This is a genomic window from Nostoc sp. (genome assembly GCF_036917135.1).
Lineage (GTDB): Bacteria > Cyanobacteriota > Cyanobacteriia > Cyanobacteriales > Nostocaceae > Nostoc.
Map to the genome: position 1 here is coordinate 152,605 of NZ_JBALEA010000077.1, position 22,317 is coordinate 174,921.

Genomic DNA, 22,317 nt, shown 5'->3' on the forward strand with positions numbered 1-22,317 from the left:
GTAAAATCTATGACAATGTGTAAAACAAACTAGTTTTTAGTAATAGTTTGAAATGTTTCAATGAATACCTTTTTAGTTGTGTGAGGAGCAAAGATGATAAAACTTCGTTATGTCTGTTTAGCAGCAGCAGCAGCAGTAATAGTTACTTTGAGTTCTTGTAGTAGTACGCCAACCGCAGAAAATCCATCAGCACCAGTTGCTAGTCCTCCGGCTACAGAAGCAGTAAGTAATAACAGTCATAGTGGTCACGCTAGCAAAGAAAAAATTAACATTAACACTGCTATATTGTCAGAATTAGATAAGTTTGAAGCGAAACTAGGTGTTCCGGCTTTATCGAACAAAATTCAGGCAAGTCGTCCTTATGGTAGCCCAGAAGATTTAGTTACTAAAAAAGTAATTACTCAAGAGCAGTTCGACCAAATTAAAGACCAAGTTGGTGTTCAAGAAGTGGTACTCACCGGTGAGGCAAAAGATGTTGATTATATGTCTAAATTAGGCTTAATGAAAGGGCATCTTTTAGTAGCACGAGAACTTCTGGATCAGAATCAGCCAAAACAGGCAGAACCTCATATTGGACATCCAGTTGAAGAGATTTATGTTGATGTAGAAGATCAACTTAATGAGCGCAAAGTCAAAGAATTTAAGACAACATTGGTAAGTTTACAAGATTTAGTGAAATCTAGTCCAAAAGATAGCAAAGTTAAAACTAATTTTGCCTCATCAGTGCAAGCAGTTGATGGAGCGATCGCAGCTTTGCCAGAATCTCAACGCTCAAAACCAGGATTTGCGCTACAGGTAATTAACGAATTGCTAGATTCAGCCAACTCAGAATATGGCGCTGCGATCGCAAATGGTAAAATAACCGCGCCAATTGAGTATCAAGACTCCCGTGGTTTTGTCTTTTACGCCAATGAATTATACAAAGGAATTTCTAGCCAAGTAGCTCAAGCAGATCCCGAAGCACACAAAGCGATCGATACTAGTTTTGCTGAACTAATAAAAGTTTGGCCTGGTGCTATTCCACCAGCGAAAGCAGTCAAAATACCTAATGATGTTACCAAGTTGGTGAAAACCATTGAGGAAAACTCTCAAAAAGTGGTTGACAAATCCAATGCCTAAGCACAGCGATAACACTTTATTTTAATGGGAAGCATAAGGTAAGGAGTTTAAAATAGTTAGGAGAGACGCGATTAATCGGGTCTGTACAAGAGTTAGGAGTTATAAATTATGAGTTATGAATCCGAACTGTTAACTCCTAACTTCCAACTCCTCACTTCTAACTCCTAACTAATTACACTCCATTCGTTACTTGAACTAACAACTAATGCAAGAACTTGACCAGAAAAAAACCATTGACCTGCTGAACGCCATCATGGAATTTGAACTAGCAGGGGTAGTGCGCTACACACATTATTCTTTGATGGTGACTGGCCCTAACCGTATTCCAATCGTGGCTTTTTTCAAAGCACAGGCAAGTGAATCTTTACTTCATGCCGAACAAGTAGGAGAAATTCTCACCGGTTTAGATGGGCATCCCTCCCTGAAAATTGCCCCAATGGAAGAAACCTACCGGCATAAAGTCAAGGATATCTTGGAAGAAAGCTTATCCCACGAAAAGAAGGCATTGGATCTGTATAAAAATTTGCTAGATACTGTTACCAATGCCAGCATTTACCTTGAAGAATTCGCTCGCGGTATGATTGGACAAGAAGAGATGCATAATCTCGAACTGAAAAAGATGCTGCGTGATTTTAGTTAATAGTCATTAGTCCTTAGTTATTAGTCATTAGTTATTGGCTAGGGACTAATGACAAAGGACAAAAGACAAAGGATAAAAGATGGATTTTAGTACTGCTCTACCTACTTTTGTAATAACGCTCCGAGAAGGAGTAGAAGCTGCCCTTGTTGTTGGGATTGTGCTAGCTTTACTGAAAAAAGCTAAACAATCCCGGCTCAACTCTTGGGTATATGCTGGTGTCGGCGTTGGTATTGTCGTCAGTGCCTTAATAGGCGTGTTATTCAGTTGGGTAATTCAAATACTGGGAGCCGCGAATCCTCAATACACCACCGTAGTTGAGCCAGCGCTGGAGGGTGTGTTTAGTGTATTAGCGATCGCAATGCTCAGTTGGATGCTAATCTGGATGACGAAACAAGCCAGATTCATGAAAGCTACAGTTGAGGGAGCAGTAACAGAAGCGCTGACACAAAACTCAAATGCTGGTTGGGGTGTTTTTACCTTAATTTTAGTTGCCGTTGTCCGCGAAGGCTTTGAAACTGTTTTGTTCGTCGCAGCTAATTTTCAACAAGGATTAATGCCAGCCTTGGGTGCCATTGCTGGTTTAATAGCCGCATCTGCCATTGGAGTGCTGCTATTTAAATGGGGTGTCAAAATTAACATCCGCCAGTTTTTTCAGGTAATGGGCGTTTTCTTAGTCTTAATTGTCGCTGGGTTAGTAGTTTCAGGCTTGAAACATTTTGACGAAGCTGTGGCTAACCTTGCCCTTAGCAGTCGTGCTACAGAAAGCCTTTGTTTCTATTACGAACGTTTTACAAAAATCCACTCCTGTATTTTGGGGCCAATGGTTTCAAATACTTCCACAATCTTGCCCGACGAGCAATTTCCTGGCATTATTCTCAAATCTTTATTTGGTTATAGAGACAATCTCTATCTAGTGCAAGCAGTGGGATATGTGACATTTTTACTCACTATTGGAGGACTGTATTTCCGCAGCCTTGGAAGTGCTTCTCCTCAAGGTAAAAAGAATATCCCCTTTGGTCAAAAACCAATTAGTCCTGCAAAAGATTAAAAGCACAGTCAATTTTGTCTCGTTCCCAGTCTCCGACTGGGAATGCCTATTATGAGGCAATACAGTTCATTTAAGGCTTAACCCTCCTTAAAAAAGGGGAAAATAAGGCATTTTTAGCCCCCCTTTTTAAGGGGGGTTGGGGGGATCTTCCGAGATCAAAGATCACTAACTGAACTGTATTGTATTATGAGGCTCCGCCTCCCCTATTCATCAATGATACTGGTGCAAACAACACTTTCTTAAGCTGCTGACAAGCCTTTTCAATTGCATCTATACTACCTGGATTCACCAGACCAAAATAATCAAAAATATAGACTCGGTTATTTTTAGTAGCTTGCAGTTGCTGCCAAAAAGCTTCCTTTTTCAAAGAATCTAAAAGCGCTGCTTCCGAATTTCCTTGTGGAGGATTAACTAAAATTATCACCTCTGGATTTGCTTCTAAAACTTTCTCAGCCGAAAGCGTCACATAGCCACCAATTGGGCTTTTTCCTTGTAAATCTGCTGCTATATTTTTCGCTTGGAATTTCGCCAGCAAATCCCCCGCCCAACTATTTTTATTCGGCGCTAAAATTGGTTGACGACTAACCAGCGCTAGAGTAGAAGGACTTTGAGTTGGCTTATCTGGCAAAAAAGTTTTATAACGATTTAACAAAGGCTGAGGATCAGCATTAATTAACCCAGCCAGTTTTTTAGTAAGTTCTTCTAGAGATTCCCAGCTATTTATCTTAGTGAGCAGAGTCGGAATTCCTAGCTGCTGAAGTTTTTGAATGGGAATGTTAGAAAAACCTTCAGCACCAATAACTAAATCTGGCTTCAGTGCTACCACTTTTTCTAAATTGGGTGGACTTTGACCTTCACTAACGCGGGGAATATCCTTAAATCTTGAGTCATTCTTAAATAATTTACTCCCAGTGATACCAACAATTTTTGTTTGATCGAGTCGAGAGATAATATCAGCAGAAAGAGAAGAAAGAGCAACAACTCTTTTTGCTGATCCTTTTGGTAATTGTTGAGAGTTCGTATTAATCGCCTCAGTGGTATTTTCCACTTTGGTTTGTGGTTGCTGAGTATTTGCAGTGGTGCAAGCGGCTAAAACTATACTCAACAAAATTGCTAAAGCAGATAAGAGCCAACGACGATGCATATTAAAATTCCTTCTGGGGTAAGAATGTAGGACTTACACAAAAACGGGAGCATCCCAGATTTTTAAATTTCCTATTGCGCTGCATTAGGATAGGAATAAGAAAATGGAGAAACGAACCGCAAAGGACGCAAAGAGCGCAAAGGGAAGACAGTTATAAAGGGTTTGTGCGTCAGTCCCGTGAATTTTTGAAATAATTGGGATGCTCCCCGCAAAAACTCTCTGAGACTCTTGTTTCTTTGCGTCCTTTGCGTCCTTTGCGGTTCGTTTTTTCATGATTTTGCATAAGTCCTGGAATGGTATAAGATTGATATCGATTAGGGCTGTTGTAACTGCTAAGAGGTTGTTTGAAAAGTTTTTTATACGCCTAACCTTTGGAGATCCCCCTAAATCAACGCCACTTGCTCTACTTGGGGAGACCCCAAGACCGCAGTGGCTCCCCTTAAAAAGGGGGACTTTGATTCTGGTTCCCCCCTTTTTAAGGGGGGTTAGGGCGGATCAATGAGTGCCTAAAATCACACCTAACTACTTTTCAAACAACCTCTAAAACAGATGTACGCCCATCCGAATGTAATTGTTCCAATCCCTAATCCCCAATCAAACTTACTTTGTCTCCATCCAATTTTCACCGACACGCGCCTCTACCAGCAACGGCACACTCAACTGGACTGCATTTTCCATCACCGACTTAATTTGCAGTTGTAATTCTCCCCACTCATCAGGGGGGATTTCAAACACTAATTCATCGTGAACTTGCAACAACAAACGCGCCTGATAGCTCTTTAAAACCTCATGCAATCTTACCATTGCAATTTTGATAATATCAGCGTTAGAACCTTGAATTGGTGCATTAGCCGCAGAACGTAATAAACCCGCATCGTAAGCGCCCAAATTCTTCAATTTACTCAGATCAATATCTTCTGGGTTACTGCCTTTTAATTTGCGTAAACTGTTATTAGTAAAGTCAAAATAACGACGACGACCGAAAATAGTTTCTACATAACCAAGAGCGATCGCTTCTTTTTTCACTCGCTCCAAATATGCAAAAACTTTCGGATATCGTTCATTAAACCGCTTAATGAACTCGTTAGCAATATTCTTATCTATCCCAGTTGAGCGTGAAAACCTGAGAGAACCCATTCCATAAATCACGCCAAAATTGATAGTTTTAGCCATCCCTCGTTCTTCGGAGGTTATATTTTCTTTTTCAAAAACTAACCGCGCCGTCACAGTGTGAACATCTTCATTTTGCTGATATGCTTGCACTAATATCGGCTCTTGACTCAAATGAGCCAAAATCCGCAATTCAATTTGTGAGTAATCAGCAGCCACCATTAACCAACCAGATTCCGGTAAAAATGCCTTCCGAATTTGGCGACTAAAAGCTGTACGAATCGGGATATTTTGCAAATTGGGATTAGAAGAAGATAACCTACCTGTTGATGTTGCTGCTTGATTAAAATCAGTATGCACCCTTTGGGTATCTGGACGCACCAATACAGGTAATGCATCAACATAAGTAGACTTTAATTTAGATAGGGTGCGATATTCAATAATCGCCTCAACAAACCCAGTTTTATCATCTTCTTGGAGTCTTTCTAGTGTTGCTGCATCTGTAGAGAATCCTGTTTGAATTTTACGAGAATGTCTAGTACTTAACCCCAACTTTTCAAACAATATTTGACTTAATTGTTTAGGAGAACCCAAGTTAAAATTTTCCCCAGCTATTTCAGTTGCTTCCTCTTTCAACCTGGCTAACTCTGTTTCTAAATGCTGCGAAAGTTCTTGCAAATAAGCCGAATTAATCCGAACACCTGTATATTCCATTTCGGCTAAAACTGCTTCTAGCGGCTGTTCCACTTCAACTAATAGCGTAGACAAAGCTGGAATTTTCTCTAGATCCTCGCGCAATTTAGACACTAAACCAAAGGTAGAATAAGCATCCATACCACAGTAATCTGCTACGGCGGGAATATCTATATCAGCGATAGTTTTGCCTTTAGGAACTAAATCTAAATAACTCTTAGCTATCAATCCCAAATATCGCTGCGACAAATCCATCAAATTATGACTTGAATCGGGATTTAAAATATAACTTGCCAGCATGGGATCAAACACTACTCCCATCAAGTTAATTCCTTGACATCTTAGAACTAAGCGGTCAAATTTGGCATTTTGTAAAGCTTTGGGATAATCAGCACTTTCGAGAATTGGGCGTAATGCTTCTAGCACCAAATCTTTATGCAAATTTTCCCCAGTTTTGTGCCCCACAGGAATATAGGCTACTTCATCTGGGTTAGTTCCCCAACAGCAACCAATTCCTACTAACTCAGCATCTCTTGGTTCTAAATCGGTGGTTTCAGTATCCCAAGCGACGGGTGTTTCTGGATTAGTAAATTTTTGTAAAAGTTCCACTAACTCAGTTAATTTTGCTTCAGTGTTAATGATGCGTGGTGTAATTGGTGAAGTAGATTTTTGTGGAACTGCTGCTATATCACTAGCACTGAAAAACCACAAATCATTATCTTCATCAGCGCTGATTTCTGAGTTAGTATTGGGATTACTTACATCTTTTTTGGCTTCTTGTTTTTCTTCAATTTGCCCACCAAAACGTTGCTGAAGGTCGTTGATTCTGCCTAAAAAAGACTTGAATTCTAATTTCTCTAAAATTGGTGATAAGACGCTTGTATCAAACCCTTTTAATTTGCAATCTTCTAAATCAAATTCTATAGGAACATCTAAAACTATGGTTGCCAAATAGCGAGACTTTTCAGCATCTTCTTTACCTGCTGCCAGTTTTTTCTGAGTTGCGCCTTTAATTTCATCTAAGGCAGCATAAACATTTTCAAGTGAACTGTATGTATTTAGCAGTTGCACTGCTGTTTTTTCCCCAATTCCCTTGACACCAGGAATATTATCTGATTTATCACCACAAAGAGCTTTGAAATCAACAATTTGTGAAGGTAAAACGCCCATCTTCTCTTTGACTTGTTCTGCTTCAAATTCCGTGATGCTATTTGTAGAGCGCTTTAGGGCATCTGGACTAAAATTTAAAACAGTGATTTCTTTGTCAGAGTCGATTAGTTGAAATAAATCGCGATCGCCAGTGAGAATCTTCACCCTATACCCAGCAGCAGTGACTCGTTGTGCTAAGGTTCCCAAAACATCATCTGCCTCATAACCAGGGGCAGTAAAAAATGGCAGATTGAAGCCATTCAGCAACTCATGGAGGTTTGCTAAGTCAGGAATGAAGTCTTCTGGCGTTTCCGGGCGATCGGCTTTATAAGTTTCGTCAGCTTCGTGGCGAAAAGTTGCCTCAGCCAAATCAAAAGCGATCGCCATTGCTTGGGGCTGTTGTGTTGCCATTACCTCCAGCAAGCACTTCACAAAACCAAAACATATACTGGTGGGAATGCCCGTTTTAGTACGGAGTCCTCCATCTCGCCCTTTGGCGAAAGCAAAATATGAACGATAAGCCAGGGAGTGCCCATCTACAAGGATGAACGTGGGGCGTGTTGCAGTTGCAGAAGTGAAAGTTTCAGACATAGCCCTATTTTAGCCAGAAGCTTTGTCACATAGTTAGGGACTGACAAATAAAAAAATGTCCCAAAACTGACCCAAAAACCCTCTATATTTCTCCTTTCTCCTTTCTCTGTGTTCTCTGTGCGGCAGTCGCTCATGGGGGAAACCCCCAAGACCGCGCTGCCTTGCCTCTGTGGTTCGTTCATTTTGATAATTTATTTCTTGTCAGTCCCTTAGCAATTTCTGATACTCGTTCAGCTTTGCTTTGGCGACAAGAGAAATTCATTCCCTCACAAGTCGCTAGAGCCTGTTAACCTGCTTCAAAATACTTACCTAAACTTAGTCAAAGCTAAGAATAGAGATTTCTTCCCTCTTCCACCAAGGATGTCGGCATCTGCTTGTCCAAGGGCGTAAATTTCGCTCAAGCCAAGCGTATTTTACCCTGAGGGGCATCTCTCAAATTGTTTGCGGCATTTTGATCACGGTCTTGAATATTGTTGCATTTACCACAGTTGTAAACACGTTCACTTAATCCCATCGGTTGAATATGTCCGCAATTAGAACACATCTTTGATGATGGATACCATCTATCAACTAACTCAACTTTAGTACCATAAGGAGATTGTTTGTATATCAACTGCCTACGGATCTCATAGAAGCAATTATTAGTTACAGCTTGTGCTAATTTCTGGTTAGCAATCATCCCCTGAACATTCAAATCCTCTATCCTAATTACATAAGCTTTGTGGCTTAAGTCAGTCGTCATTTTTTGGATGGTATCTTGCCGGATATTCGCAATTCGAGCATGATATCGAGATAGACAAGTGTAGTATTTCTTGGCATTGTTTGATGCTTTGATTTTTAGTTTTTTGTTACCTTGGACTTTACTCCGATTACGCCACTGTAGCTTACCCAGCTTGGTTTTCGCCGTTTTGGTAGTAATAGGCATATCGTATTTTGTACCATCGGAACAAGTTGCTAAAACCTTAACACCTAAATCCACTCCGATTTTTTCAATTGGATGAATAATAGGCGGAAGCTTTTCTGCATCCAACATAAACGCCACAAACCATTTATCAGCAGTTCTGGACACAGTAAATGTCTGAGAACTACAGGTAAAGTCAATTCGTTCCTTTAGTCGGAATGTTTTCAGTCCAGGTAATTTAATTTCTTTACCCGACTTAATTACAACTCGGTTGGTGAATGCTAATGGTAGCTTACCTTTTTCTGGGTAAATTCCAGCAGTTTTGTATACACTGAACGAATCTCCTTTTTTCTTGGACTTTTTTTTAGGGAACCCGGATATACCTTTGCGCCATCGCTCAAAAGCCTTTTTTAAGTCGATAAATGCAGACTGATACACTGTGGATGGATATAATCTCATCCATGCATATTCAGGCTTGTGCATTGTCACTTGAGTAAATACTTTTTTGATAGCATCAAGGCGCTTACTATCAGAGGCTTTTATATCTTCAAAATCCCAAGAGGATTGAATCAGGTCTAGCCCATAGTTGTAAACAAGCCGCTTAAAGCCTGCATTGCCGCGCATCAAGGAAGTTTCAACATTATTCAGTTTTAATTCTCGCTTGATGGCAAACATGGATTTATGTTTGATACTCATACGAGTATACGACGAGTATTAGCAACTCTGAGCAATGCCATTTCCGAAAAATCACGAATTTCGTTTTCTGCCAACAGAATTTTATCACTAGATCCTAAACCATTGACTTTAAAGCTACGTCCTGGTATCCGGGATAAGGTCAGTCCAATCCCTAATTGGCAATCCAAGTTTTGGGATGCAATTGAAGTATGGTTACAAGAGAAACTTGATTAACCTGATCAAGTTTGAAGTGTTTTAGATAAGAAATCACTGATTTAATACAACTCTTACTGGAACTTAAAATCTAGGAAATTATGCAGAAGGCATCTACCGATCATCAGGCTGTTGCAAAAGACATTAAACTACTAGTTTTGGATATAGATGGCACGATCGCAGGAGAGTCTAACACCCTCAACCCAGCTGTAAAGCAAGCAATCTTTGCGGCGCAAGCACGAGGAATTCAAGTAGCGATCGCAACAGGTAGGATGTATGGTTCAGCATTGCGCTTTCACCAAGATATCGGCTCTACCCTACCATTAATGGCTTATCAAGGAGCCTGGATTCAAGACCCAATCACCCAAAAAATTCATCGCCATTGGGTTGTTTCCAGGGAAATCGCCCACAAGTTACTCGACTATTTTGAACAACCTGAGTTGCGATCGCTCCTATCTGTCCACTTTTATATCAATGATCAGCTATACGTCCGTGAATTAACTAGAGAAACCCAAATTTATGCAGAACGTTCTGGTGTTATCCCGATTCCCGTAGGTGATTTGCGTCAAGTTTTAACGAATGAACCGACAAAAATTCTTGCTTTGTGTGATGACACTGATGTAATCGACAAGCTATTGGGAAATTTGCGCCGCCAATACACACCGGCTGAACTTTATCTTACAAAATCCGTTGCTACCTTTTTTGAAGCAACTAACGCCTCTGTGAACAAGGGGACTGCTGTCCGTTACCTAGCGGAGGAATTGTTGGGATTACAGTTAGCCAACGTTATGGCCATTGGTGATAACTTCAATGATGTGGAAATGCTGGAGTATGTTGGACTTGGTGTAGCTATGGGCAACGCACCAACAGCAGTACAAGCGATCGCCCAGTGGGTGGCTCCTAGCGTAGAAGAAGATGGAGTAGCAGTAGCAATTGAAAAGTTTTTGCTCTAGTAGTCCGTCAAGTCAAGCACTAAAGTCCTTACTACGAACTTATTCACCCATGAAAGTTAGTGTGGTGGACTACTAGTGAGGGCATTTTTTCAAATCTAACCCATACAAATCAGAAAGGACACCGACGACTTGCCGTGTTTCGTCTCGGTGCCCTAGCTGGTTCGCTCCTCACACACCTGCTAATGTATCCGAGGTGGTGCATTGAGTCAATAGCTATATAAAAAGTTTTTATTTTTGCCTAAGCGAGATTACCGATTTATAACTTCAAAGCCGCAAAAACACCCAGGTTTTCCTCTAGGACAAATCTTAATACTGACTGAGTAGCCATGAGCAATCCCAGTCTAGCTTGGGCTAGCTCTGGTGATGTAATTTTCACCTCACCCCAAATTCGGCAATTACACCAAAACTTTTCAAAAGCTTGGCTCAAATTCAGCGCTACTTTTTCCCATTTCACAGAATTACCAACATCAGGGCACTCAATATTGTCTACCACTTGTATTAACTCACCAATTAGACGGCGCTCATCTGGGTGATTTAGCCGCAGTATTCCGTCACAATTAAGCCAAGGTAGGGGGCTGGGAGAGATCACATCCCAAAATGCTGGACTAGTATTTGGAACTGGTTCTCTAAGTTTAATCAATCCCTCTCGATGAGCCAGAAGCACTAGCGAACAGCAGCGTGCATGAGCATATTGAACACTAAACAGCGAATTGGGCATTGGGCATGGAGAAGAGGCAGATGGGCGGGGAGCAGGGAGCAGAGGGGAAAATTCTTCTCCCTTGCTCCCTGCTCCCTGCTCCCCTGCTTCTTCTCCACTCCCCACTCCCCACTCCCCACTCCCCTCTACGAGACTTTGTAACCAAGTCGCTAAGGTTGAGTGAGTTAATTCAAAATGTATCCAACCAGGAGGAACTACTTGGATGCTAAAAACGTCCTCACAAATCCCTGATATATCTGAGGCGATCGCCCTGGCAAGCTCCATCGCTTTTCGATTCTGAGATTTTGATAGTCCCAGACACACACTTGATATATATAAAACTTTATTGTCATCTCTATCTTTATATAGATGTATTTTTACATCCCCTATGCATCTATTTTCTGCATTATAAGTATCAATGCTTAGTGATTTTATGAAATAACTGTATAGTAGCTGTTTTATTGACGTATATTTGCTAACTGGTAATTTATAATGCACGTAATATTATTTAAATCATCATGTAAGATATATTTGTTACTTTTCTGTCATCTTTCTTGCGGTATAAATTTAATTTAGATGAAGAAAAATGAGAAGAGGATAAAATTTGATGAATAATTGATGAATAGTAAGTAAACTTTACTACCATCATTGTACAGTAGGAAGTATAACAAAGATTAGAGAGTAATTTGCTTTCTATTCTTTGGATTGGCTGGCGCTGTTAGGCGTTAAGCCTGCCTTGCCAACACAAAGACACTCCTTGCACCTTTTTATTTACGTCTTTGTCTTCAGCCGAACGCTCTTTGTTACCTATGCAATCTCCATCCTCCTTTTCTGAGGCATCACGGCCTTTTTTGACTTGGCAACGAATTCTTGACTGGGCTCAAGAACACTACCGCTGCCGTACCTTTAGCAAAGATGAGCGCATTCCAGCTAGACCTGGATTGCTGTATTTGGTGCAAAGGGGTGCGATCCGCATGGTAGGAACCGCACAGGTTAGTGCTACTGCTAGTCAGCTAACGTCTCGACGAATCAATAGAACTCCAGAAGAAGCGTTCTTGGGTTTTGTGGGAGCGGGGCAGCCATTTGAAATTGTTGCTCAATCACCATTCACACTCCAGGCTTACGCCCATGTTGACCAAACTGCGGTGCTGTGGATGTACTGGCACGATTTAGACAATTGGCCTCATTTCCGGCGCGAAGTTATGGATGCCTTTAGGTATCAGCACCAGCGTAAGCTGCTGTGGCTGAGTGCCTTAGGACAACGCCGCACAATTGACCGACTCTTAGGATTTCTCACATTGTTAATTGAGGAATATGGAGAGCCAGCAATGAGCGACACTGATCCTGATGTGATTCGCGGTTATTGTCTGCCCTTCCCCCTCACCCATGCCCAAATTGGTAGCGCGATCGGTTCTACTCGTGTCACCGTCACCCGCTTAATGGGTAAGCTACGTCAACGTGGCTTAATTCTGACTCAAGGCGATAATCTAATATGCTTGCCAGCAGAGTCGATTAATAGAGCTGGTTAAAGTACAGTTCAGAGCGGCGATTTAGGCCACTCTGTCTTGAGTGCGAGTGGCTTTGCCCCTCGGTGGGCGATCGCAATTGTCAGCGAATTTTCACAAACCCAGCTTGGCTAATCAGTTCTTGTCCCTGTTCAGTCAGCAGTAAGTTGGCGTAAGCGACACCTGCTTGCTGCTCAGTCTGACCATTCTGTTTGACCACCACAAACAGATTCCGGGTAATTGGGTATTTTCCTGATTGGAAAGCCTCAATGTTCAACTTGTTCCGTTTACCAGGACATTCAGACGGGAGGACAGAAGGTTCTTGGTATGGAGCAATGTATTGTCCTTGCGTCCGCCCTAACGGTAAGGCTTTGATTGAGCATTGAGGTATCACCTCTGGGGCAGAAGCGTAGTAGATGCTACCAGCACTATCAGCCAATTTTTTCAAGGCTTGGGTGGTTGTGGAGATATATTCCACATTGGGGCTGAAAGCTTGGCCACCCAAAATGTCTTGGACAAAAAGCTCAACCGTACCGCCATCAGTAATGCGGCGGGAATAGGGCTTAATCGGGATATTGGGGCCACCCACCTGGCTCCAATTATTAATTTTTCCTGTGTAAATTAACTTTAACTGGTCTATTGTTAGTCCTGGGATATTGAGGTTGGGGTTAACTGCGATCGCTAAACCATCAATTGCCACAGGAATTTGTTTTAAAGTAAATCCACGCTGCTGGGCATGACTTAATTCCTGATCTAGAACTGGTCGGGAGGACTGGGCAACAGCTAGTTGACCGTCTATCAGGGATTGGATACCAGTACCAGAACCAGGAGAGGCATTACTGGGTTCTACATAGCGCAGCCGAAACTCTGGTCGCGCGGTTTGAATTACTGGATCAACTACTAGTCGAATCGGTGCCCAAGATGTACTGCCCCCGTAATTAAATAATCCTTTAGGAACATCCTGTACTGAGGTAAAAGTCTTACCACTAGGCTGTTCTGATGCCGATTGGGGCGTTTTGGTGTTACCAGAATTAATTGTATTTAGGTTAAGACCAGACTTTCTGCTGAACCACCAAAAACCACCAGCTATTAGCCCGACGGTGATTAGGATGGATAAGACAAGAATAGGTATTTCATTTTTTTGGGACATACTAAATTAACCGCGCGTCCATTCAAAACAAGTGCTTGCTACTTGAGATTGTATTTGGAGGACGGGTATTTTATTAACGAATTCTGACACCTCAATAGTTTGGTTGAAATTACTCAAGGAACGGACTTAGAAAAAGTCCTCCCCGGAAATGGTTCGCATTTAATCCGCGATCGAGCTTGAGTGGGGAGCCTTTCCCTAGATGGCGATCAAAGATATCGCCGTAGTTACCTACAGATCCAAGAACGCGGCGCTGCCAATCCTTGTCTAGACCCAGTTCTGGTGCGGATATCGGCATCACCCCAGCACCGCCTGCATACCAGCTTGTTTCCGGTCTCTCTGCGTTGATCAATGTATGGATTGTCCACCCGACAATCGCCGACCACTCGCCGTCCTGGGTTCCAGTGGCGGCGATCACCGGAAAGGTAGTCAACGACTCCGGGAGAATGCGGCTTGATAATCGGTTCACCCCAGGGTCAAGGCGGATATTTGCCAGGGTTGTGATCTCACCGGCGATGGCGTGGCAATTTTGCACGTTGTATGTATCAATCATCTCCCCATCCTCAGAGAAAGGCCGACGGAACCAGTTTTTGTGGAGCGCACCGAAGTAAGCTGTGAGGCTCCGCTCAACTGAACTGCCAATCATGAAGCAGATGCTTTCTTTAGCCAGGTCGCTGACGTGGTGTACAGCCGAGGTGGACGCCACCATCACCGCATTGGATTCTACGAAGACAGTCGGACCAGGCAGCACCTTACCAGTCAACTTCTGCTCCTCAATCTCCGATCCGGTGAGAAAGTATACGTCGTCCTGCTGGTTACGTACCGCATCGAAGGACTTTGATGTTTCATACTCATGATATTCGATGCGGTCAGAAGACCCTAGCACGGCGGCGGCGATCGCACGGCAAATATCGACGTTAACACCACTCCAGCCACCTGGCTCGGCTTGAGTTGCTAAACCCGCCCGCTCGACGCTACCACAACGAACCACATTGCGTTCCTTTACACGTTTGATGACGGAACCCGCCTGAGCGTCGGAAATTGAGCAGCAGACACCAAACAGAGTCAGGAAGACTAACACAAAGCGCATGAATTCTCCTCAGGGAATATCGAAAAACCGGGGTATAAAGATTGTTGAGTGGGGAATCTCACTTCTTTAGGGACTGACAAGAAATAAATTATCCATCTTCTGGGATGGGCATCCTGCCCGCCCTGAATATGGGACGGGTGGGGACACCCATCCCACAAGAAAATTTGGGATGTTTTTTATTTGTCAGTCCCTCACTCAGCAGTCAGTGCAATCAAAAGGTGTCTTAGACTGAAGAATAGATGGGTTGTGCCCCATCGATCTAAGTCTTTAACGTGAGTTCGACAAGTCTTATTTGACCTCTCCCCCAGCCCCTCTCCGACACGGAGAGGGGAGCAAAAAGCTGAATTTTTCGTTGCTCTTTCCGTTTCGGAGAGGGAGGCTGGGAGGGAGAGGTTCATCGAACTCACGTTAAGTCTTTAAGGGTTAGCGGCTGGATAGGTGCTTGGTAGCGGATTGAAGCCCTTGGGGATTTTGTTAACTATTCCCTGGCGCTTGTCCTCCGGTGTGATTCCGATCGCTCGGCAGCCTTCACCACCATAGTGCGGTAGTGTGTTCACCACATCATCTGGAATCTTCGCAAAGGAGGCTGGCAGTGGCGGTGTGACACCAAGTAGGCGCTTGGGATCGAAGCCTGACAGCAAGCTGTCCGTGATCGGCGAATTGATGTCCCGTGGGCCGAGGTACCTCTGCTGGAATCCTGGCGGCCCGAACTTGTTGAACTCTGGGGAGTTGCCAGCAGCGAGTGCCTGTGCTTCATCGGGCAAGCTGGCAAGGGCGGGCAAACCAAAGATCGTATTAATTGTTTCGATCACCGAGTTGTGATCGCCCTCGACGTGGGAAACGGCGTGTGTCCGGGCGTAGGGTGAGATTAGGATCAGTGGTACACGGACACCACGGGAAAGCGGCAGCCCATCAGGACCATAGGACAAAATCCTTGGTGGTACATGGTCGTAGAAACCATCAGACTCGTCGTAGGTAATGATGATGGCACTCTGCTGCCAGATTTTCGGATTTGAGGCGATCGCATTAATTGTCCTGGCCGCCATCCCCTCGCTGAGTTGGCGATCGCTGTAGCCCGGATGGTCGTCATCACCAGACTTCGCGGCATTAATGGCGGCGATCTCATCTGCCGGCGTGTTGGGGTTCGTGATCGGCGGCTTCAGACCCTGCTGGTTAGTGTAGCCACCACGAATGTAGAACACGCCGCTTTTCGGTAGGGTATTGTTGGCTATGTCGCTAAAGAAGTCATTCAGCCCCCGGAGATTTTTGCTCACCTGTGGCGTGTTGGCAATATAGCCAAAATACTGTGCGCCATTGTGATGGCTGACATAGGCATTGTGGGAAGCGATGCCGTTGGTATCGGTTGGTTCGAGATCGTAGCCTTCTTGATACCAGCGCCAATTCACAGGCTCAGTCTGGAGTTTGTGGATATAGGGGATATCCTTCTGGACGTCGGCTAGATCGAATAAAGGATTGTTGTTACCAGCCAAAACCGACCGAATATTGCGCCCCTGGAAGGTGAGCGGCAGACTGGCGAAGGTCAGGTTTGAAGAAATATTGCCATCGGCGTAGCTCTCTTTCGCGCCAGCAGGTTGCTTGTTATCTGTGGTTGTGTCGAACTGGGAACCATAGAAGGGCTGTGGATCGTTGACTAGGGGTACACCCTGCGTTGTACCAGTGTGGCTGCCTACGGTGTAAGATTTGCCGCTCGCACCGTGCTTGACCCATTGCGTTTCACCGGACTGCCCCGCAATCATCGCTACCGCATTGGGGGTTGAGGGCGTGTCCTCGGTTGCAAAGATGTTGTCGAAGACAGTGAAACGACTAGCCCACTTCCAGAAGAACGGAATGGTGTCGCAGTCGATGTGCGACATTACAAGGCGTGCGAACTGCTTGCCCTCAGCAATGTTGGCGGCTCCACCCTTGGAGGCAAAGCGCGTGTACTCGTCGTTGACGAACTGATCCATCTGTGGCTTGCTGTCCACAACATGGATCTTGGTTGCTAGTCCGGTGTGGGAGTGGTCAACGCTGTCAACGGCGCTGGCGTTCTGCTCTGCCCCGATTCGGAATGGCTGAACCGTCACGGTTGCGCCGTTAGCATCCGTGTAAGTCTGGGTGAAGCCCGGCGTTTTCTTTGGATCGCGAGGCTTTTGTCCATCTGAGTAGAGTCCATTCACACCGGGTAATGTGCCATACTCGTTGTCAAAGGAGTGGTTCTCGTTAAAGATGACGAAGACGTACTTGATCCGCTCCTGAAGCAGTCTTTTGAGTACTTTCGGTGGTAGCTGAGGTTCCTTCGCTGGATCAGTTAAGTATCGCGCCACGTCTGGCGTTGCATCTGGCTGAGTCGTAATAGTTGAGTTTTGTGGAGAAGAATCCTCTGCGATCGCTGGGACGATAGAGCAGGGAAGTAGCAAAAGTGCCAGAACAAAATAGAACTTTGTAAATCGTCTCAAAGCACATCTCCTTAGTAATTTCTATCCAGTTAATATCGCTACACGGAATTTAGAATTAGTCTTCACATACTGCAAGCATTTCATCGATTTAGAATAGGTATTTTGGTTACGCCGTACTTTATTGGTTCCGAAATTGAGAAAAACTTAACACCATTGAGGAAAAGCAAAATTATGCCGCTATTTAAGCTTTTTGCTTTCTTTTCAGCCACAAAATACTCGTAGCAAAAACTGCTGTTCCTGCAAAAGTTCCAGGTTCAGGAACAGGCTGAATTTTCACGAAACTAACGGCAGTAATGCCATAACTTCGGACAATTCCCAGGTCACTATTGTCCAAAAATTTTCCATCATTGGTACTACCAGTGCCTGTGAAATTGCTGTCAAAATCCAGTTGCAAACTGTACAAATTGTTGTTTTTACCTGTCAATAAACCTGCGTCGGAAAAAGCAAGTATGTTCTCTTGAATATAAGCTGTATTGCCAGCCAAACTGTTGGATAATGTTCGTAAAACAGTATTGTTTTTGACTAAGTTGAGTGTCCAACTTTTCAAACCCACAAAACCACTAGAAGCGGGTAATTGATCCACATCTACTGTGTAAGTCCCACTAAAAGAAGCATTTGCTAAATTAACAGGTAGCCCTACTGAACCATCAAGAGCCGCAGAAGCAAAATCTCCTGAAATATTAAATGTTTTCAAATTGACAGCCTGGGCAGGATCTGTGCCAATAGCTGCAAGCATAGCAAAACCAACTACTGCGGTAGCAGTTGCTGGCGATAACCTTTTTAAAGGTGTTGCACTCAGCATAAGTTTGGTCTTAATATTTTTGCCCATATTTAGGTAAGTGCGCTTTTTGCACACCGAAAATAATCCCAAAGTGAAGAGACTGCGATCGCTAGGCTTGAAGGTATAAAGAAAAATCCAGAAGTCAGAAATGACTGCACCTATAACCTGATCCGATTTCCATCGCATCAAATTATTCTTGATTTTCCCCACAAGGGACAAGCTATTAAACCACTTGTCCATTAGCCCTTTAGGTTTGGTAGTTACTCCTACCTCACCAGTTGCTAAAAATCTCTACCTTTGTATTTTGTTACCTGAAAATTAATGAAAAGTTAAGAGAAAGCAAAGTTTATCGTAAATTCAAGGGTTTAAGCCACTTAAGTCTACACGTAGTATCATTTTCAGACGGGGTTTAAATCACCGTCTGTTCGCATAGCGTGCCGTAGACAAAATGTCTTTAATTTTGAATTGTTATCGTACTGGTTCAAAGTCATAACCAGTGCGGGAGCGAGAACCAGGAACAATTTTTACAAGTTGGACTGACGCATTGCGATCGCCTGATGCTAAAAACCGAATTGTGCCAGAAGCGCCAGTGGCAGAAAAGTCAGAGGAGGTTAATGCTTCTTGGACTCCCAAACGTGTGGGATTGCGTTCTAATGCGGCAATTAGAGTTACAGTGGCATCATAGCTGAGGGCAGTTCGCCAACTCACATCACCGCCCCATAGGCGCCGCGATTTCTGAGGAAAATCTGACTTAAGATCGCCATCAATATGCCAGGGAACTGCCAATACCATCCCCACAGCTTGCTCTCTGCCAATTTCTAAAGTTTTAACGGTGTAAACATCGTCTCCTGCCAGCAGAGTTAACTTTTTCTGGTTAATCTGAATTACTTGCAGCGCTTTATCGAGAGTTTCAGTGTTAGCAGCTAACATCAACACTTCTGCACCTTGCTTTGTTGCTTGTTCTAAGCTTTTAGCCGCGCTAAAATCCGCCTTGGATAAGTCAAATTCGCTGGATACCTGTCCACCCTCTAGGGAAACAGATGAAACAAACTCCGACTTTAAAGACTGGCTATAGTTACTCTGAGAATTAAAGAAAACCACGGCATTTTTTTTCTGCAAGGTTCTCACCATATAGTTGGCTAAACTTCTAGCAGCCATAAAATCACTGGGAACCGTGCGGAAAACGTAGCGGCTAAAGTTAGAAATTTTTACAGATGTGCTGGTAGGAGATATGGCTACAAGTTGTCCAGAATTATAGATAGTACCTGCGGCTAAGGTGGAATCGCTAGTAATCGGCCCAACTACACCTAATACTTCGGAATTGCTGACTAGGCTAGAAGCGATTTGCTTGGCTATTTCTGGATTGTCGTCGTCATTAGCTATCCCTACTTTTAAAGGTACTCCCTTGATTCCTCCAGAGCGATTAACTTGATTTTGGGCTTGAGCTATGCCACGTAAAACTTCTAAAGAAGCATTAGGATCAGTGCCGAATGGTACAGAAGCCACAATGGTGTAGCTCTTGGAAGAGCCGATGCGGGCATTGTTAAGAAAAATTAGCGTTTCTGGATCGTTAGGGTTGAGTTTTAGGGCGGCTGTGAAATTAGCGATCGCTTTATCGTAACTTTTCGCAGCGATCGCCTGTACTCCTTCTTGTTTAACTGGAGACACGTCACCCGGAGTCAAGGATTTTTCACCAAAACTAGTGCGATCTTGTAAGGATGGATTGCTAACTGCTCCCTGATTTGCAGTATTACCAATTTTGACTCCAGAGTTGTTAGTAAACCACCAAAAACCACCGCAAACTATGCCAACTGTCAGCAACAGAGCCAAGGCTAAAATTTTGGTTTCATTCTTTTGGGACATGAATTCAATAAAGAAAAAATGTTTATTATTTGATTATTTTCTGAAATCTAAGTACTTTGATCATTTAATTCTGACAAATCCAGCCTTTTGGATCAGTTCTTGAGCTTGAGGTGTCAGCAGCCAATTTGCATAAGCAAAGCCAGCTTGCTGATCTGTTTGACCATTCTCTTTAACAATTACAAATAAGTTGCGGGTAATTGCGTAGTCACCACTACGAAACACCTTATTATTCAACTGATTACGCTTGTTAGGACATTCAGATTGAGGTATAACTGGTTCTTGGTAAGGAGGCAGAAATTGACCACTTATCCGCCCTATTGGTAGGGACTTAATCGTACATTGGGGTACAATCTCTGAGGCAGAAGCATAGTAAATTGCGCCAGTGTTCGTTGCTACTTTTCGTACTGCATCTGTGGTGTTGTCAACATAACTAACATTGGCAGCAAAATTCTCTTTATTTAGAACATTTTCCACAAAGAAGTCCACTGTCCCTCCAGCTTCTTTGGTGCGAGAGTAGACTATAATTGGTAAATTTGGCCCACCCACCTGTTGCCAATTAATAATCTTGCCCGTGTAGATATCTTTGAGTTGGGCGACAGTTAAACCAGGGATATTGAGATTGTGGTTAACTGCGATCGCAATCCCATCAATGGCCACCGGAATTTCTTTCAAACTAAATCCTTTTTGTTTAGCTTCTGTATTTTCTTCAGCTTTAACTGAGCGAGAAGATTGAGAAAAAGCTAGTTGATTATCTATCAACATCCGAATACCAGTTCCAGATCCTGGTTCAGCTGAAGGGGATTGAGTGTAGCGTAAAATAAATTGAGGGCACTGGTTTTGCAGTACCGAGTCTGCCTCTTTACGGATGGGTGCCCAAGTTGTACTACCACCATAGTTAAATGTCCCTTCTGGGAGATTTGGCACGTTACATCTATTGTTGTTGACAAACTGGTTTATGGGATTATCTGTGTTGCTACTCTCCGAAGCTTTAGGAACAGTTCCACTTAATTGTGCCCACCTTTCCATAAGGAACCATAAACCACCAAAGATTAAACCAATGGTGATGACAACGGCTGAGAAAAGACTAAGTGTTTCGTTTTTTTGAGACATTATGTAACTGTTAGCATCAAGAGTTTTTTAAAGTATCAGAGATAATAATTTATAAATAAGTCGAAATACGGCTGTGAGTGAAATAGCTACTAAGCCTGCTGCAACTGCTAAAATAACCACTGTCTGAATGTCAAATCCCCCTCGTAAAAAGGGGAGAAAAAAAATAATCGCAAAAGTAATTGTGGGAATAATTAATAAATCGAACTTTTCAATCCACCGCCTGGTTTGAGTGAAAATTAGTATCCCTAAAATTACAGATGCAACAATGAAAGTAACTATTGGAGATTTTATTAGACTGAAGAGCGCGATCGCGATTAATGCACCTTCAAATCCACTAAATCCCGCCCCACCCAATAATTCCAATGTAGAAAACGCTGGTTGAGTCGGTGAATGGCGGGGGACGACGGGACTAGAACTATTTGGTTGTGGTGGGAGGGTTACAGAGGGCGAATTAAGTTGTGTAGCGGCTTGAGCCGCTTGTGAGTTAAGTGCGCGTAAAACCTCCTGGGCTGACTGAAAGCGTTGATTAGCAGCAGGTAGCAGCATCTTATCCAAAATATCAGCAAGGTGAGGGGTGACACTTACTTGGTTTCGCCATTTCCACTGGTTGCTATAGGCATCAAATAGTTGAATTGCCTCCTGATTTGTTAACAAGGTAATAAGAGTTACAGCCAAGGCGTATAAGTCTGTAGATGGAAATACTTGCCCCCCAGCCATTTGCTCAGGCGGTGCAAATCCCATAGAATAAATTCCTGTGGAAGAAGCCGCAGAACCAGATGCAGCGTTTGTTACTTGCTTGACTGCACCAAAATCTAGTAAGAAGAGTTTACCATCACGACGACGCATGATGTTTGAAGGTTTGATGTCTCTGTGAATAATGCCTCTGTCATGGACAAACTCTAGTACCCTCAGGATTGCTTGCAATATCTCTAAGACTTGCTGTTCAGAAAATTTGCCTTGTTGAACTAATTCTTCTTCTAAGTTTTTTCCGTCAATGTATTCTTGCACCAAGTAAAAAAATTGGTCTTGCTGTCCTGGTTGCAAACTATTAACTATGACTGGAAAAAAGGCAAACAAGTCAGGAATTTGCTCGTGATCGTTACCAAGTTGTGCTAGAACTTCTGCTTCTCTCTCAAACATTAACTGCGCTTGTTGCAATTGAGTTAAGCTTAAATTCCCGGCTGGTTGAAACTGTTTCACCACGCATTGGCGCATTCCTGGTATTCGGCGATCGCGTGCTAAAAAAGCTGCTCCAAACCCGCCTCTTCCCAGCAGTTTCGTTGTCACGTACCGACCATCTAGCATCAGTGGCATACCACAGCTGGTACAGTACTTTTGCTGCATTGTTTTCAGCGTCGTAATATCATCTAAATCGGCAAAATAGTTTTGTGGGCGTGGGCAACGTGGACGGGTACAGTAAACTTCCATTTTC

At 43.3% G+C, this 22,317-nt stretch carries 17 protein-coding genes; 6 read left to right on the forward strand and 11 right to left on the reverse strand.

Annotation, left to right across the window (positions count from 1 at the left end; genetic code table 11):
- Positions 1–93: 93 nt before the first annotated feature.
- From V7K50_RS25190 to V7K50_RS25200, 3 genes are all read left to right on the forward strand, one after another.
- Positions 94–1,119, forward strand: coding sequence for a helix-hairpin-helix domain-containing protein (locus V7K50_RS25190; protein WP_334964872.1), 1,026 nt, complete (start codon positions 94–96; stop codon positions 1,117–1,119).
- A 205-nt stretch (positions 1,120–1,324) separates the two neighbouring features.
- Complete coding sequence (locus tag V7K50_RS25195) at positions 1,325–1,759, forward strand: ferritin-like domain-containing protein (RefSeq protein WP_109007479.1); 435 nt, start codon at positions 1,325–1,327, stop codon at positions 1,757–1,759.
- A gap of 79 nt (positions 1,760–1,838) precedes the next feature.
- On the forward strand, positions 1,839–2,807 hold the full coding sequence (locus tag V7K50_RS25200; protein WP_334964877.1) for an FTR1 family iron permease: 969 nt from the start codon (positions 1,839–1,841) through the stop codon (positions 2,805–2,807).
- A 184-nt stretch (positions 2,808–2,991) separates the two neighbouring features.
- Here V7K50_RS25200 and V7K50_RS25205 read toward each other — a convergent pair whose 3' ends face one another.
- From V7K50_RS25205 to V7K50_RS25215, 3 genes are all read right to left on the reverse strand, one after another.
- Positions 2,992–3,951, reverse strand: a complete 960-nt coding sequence (locus V7K50_RS25205; RefSeq protein ID WP_334964879.1) for an ABC transporter substrate-binding protein — start codon at positions 3,949–3,951, stop codon at positions 2,992–2,994.
- Positions 3,952–4,551: 600 nt separating this feature from the next.
- Positions 4,552–7,494 carry a DNA polymerase I gene (gene polA, locus V7K50_RS25210; RefSeq protein WP_334964881.1) on the reverse strand — a complete coding sequence of 981 codons (2,943 nt, stop codon included), beginning with the start codon at positions 7,492–7,494 and terminating at the stop codon, positions 4,552–4,554.
- Positions 7,495–7,891: 397 nt separating this feature from the next.
- On the reverse strand, positions 7,892–9,070 hold the full coding sequence (locus V7K50_RS25215) for an RNA-guided endonuclease InsQ/TnpB family protein (RefSeq protein WP_334964883.1): 1,179 nt from the start codon (positions 9,068–9,070) through the stop codon (positions 7,892–7,894).
- A gap of 6 nt (positions 9,071–9,076) precedes the next feature.
- On the opposite strand from V7K50_RS25215, the gene V7K50_RS25220 reads away from it, so the two are divergent.
- Positions 9,077–9,304, forward strand: coding sequence for a hypothetical protein (locus tag V7K50_RS25220; protein ID WP_334964885.1), 228 nt, complete (start codon positions 9,077–9,079; stop codon positions 9,302–9,304).
- Positions 9,305–9,384: 80 nt separating this feature from the next.
- Positions 9,385–10,236, forward strand: coding sequence for a Cof-type HAD-IIB family hydrolase (locus V7K50_RS25225; RefSeq protein WP_334964887.1), 852 nt, complete (start codon positions 9,385–9,387; stop codon positions 10,234–10,236).
- 256 nt (positions 10,237–10,492) lie between these two features.
- On the opposite strand, the gene V7K50_RS25230 is transcribed toward V7K50_RS25225, so the two are convergent.
- Positions 10,493–11,218, reverse strand: coding sequence for a DALR anticodon-binding domain-containing protein (locus V7K50_RS25230; protein WP_334964889.1), 726 nt, complete (start codon positions 11,216–11,218; stop codon positions 10,493–10,495).
- 524 nt (positions 11,219–11,742) lie between these two features.
- Here V7K50_RS25230 and V7K50_RS25235 point away from each other — a divergent pair.
- Entirely contained in the window at positions 11,743–12,462 is a 720-nt protein-coding gene (locus tag V7K50_RS25235; RefSeq protein ID WP_012412419.1) for a Crp/Fnr family transcriptional regulator, read from the forward strand.
- A 79-nt stretch (positions 12,463–12,541) separates the two neighbouring features.
- Here the strand turns inward: V7K50_RS25235 and V7K50_RS25240 are convergent, their stop codons facing one another.
- The 7 genes from V7K50_RS25240 to V7K50_RS25270 form a co-directional block, all read right to left on the reverse strand.
- The gene (locus V7K50_RS25240; protein ID WP_334964891.1) at positions 12,542–13,588 is read right to left on the reverse strand and encodes a PstS family phosphate ABC transporter substrate-binding protein; all 1,047 of its coding nucleotides are present in this window, start codon (positions 13,586–13,588) and stop codon (positions 12,542–12,544) included.
- A gap of 109 nt (positions 13,589–13,697) precedes the next feature.
- Positions 13,698–14,675 carry a hypothetical protein gene (locus V7K50_RS25245; protein ID WP_334964893.1) on the reverse strand — a complete coding sequence of 326 codons (978 nt, stop codon included), beginning with the start codon at positions 14,673–14,675 and terminating at the stop codon, positions 13,698–13,700.
- A gap of 416 nt (positions 14,676–15,091) precedes the next feature.
- Positions 15,092–17,131 carry a phospholipase C gene (locus tag V7K50_RS25250; protein ID WP_334964896.1) on the reverse strand — a complete coding sequence of 680 codons (2,040 nt, stop codon included), beginning with the start codon at positions 17,129–17,131 and terminating at the stop codon, positions 15,092–15,094.
- A 181-nt stretch (positions 17,132–17,312) separates the two neighbouring features.
- Positions 17,313–18,152 carry a PEP-CTERM sorting domain-containing protein gene (locus V7K50_RS25255; protein ID WP_334964898.1) on the reverse strand — a complete coding sequence of 280 codons (840 nt, stop codon included), beginning with the start codon at positions 18,150–18,152 and terminating at the stop codon, positions 17,313–17,315.
- Positions 18,153–18,380: 228 nt separating this feature from the next.
- On the reverse strand, positions 18,381–19,775 hold the full coding sequence (locus tag V7K50_RS25260) for an ABC transporter substrate-binding protein (protein ID WP_334964900.1): 1,395 nt from the start codon (positions 19,773–19,775) through the stop codon (positions 18,381–18,383).
- A gap of 60 nt (positions 19,776–19,835) precedes the next feature.
- A complete protein-coding gene (locus V7K50_RS25265) occupies positions 19,836–20,885 on the reverse strand; it encodes a substrate-binding domain-containing protein (protein ID WP_334964902.1) in 1,050 nt (349 codons plus the stop codon).
- A 27-nt stretch (positions 20,886–20,912) separates the two neighbouring features.
- Entirely contained in the window at positions 20,913–22,313 is a 1,401-nt protein-coding gene (locus V7K50_RS25270) for a serine/threonine-protein kinase (RefSeq protein WP_334964904.1), read from the reverse strand.
- Positions 22,314–22,317: the final 4 nt, after the last annotated feature.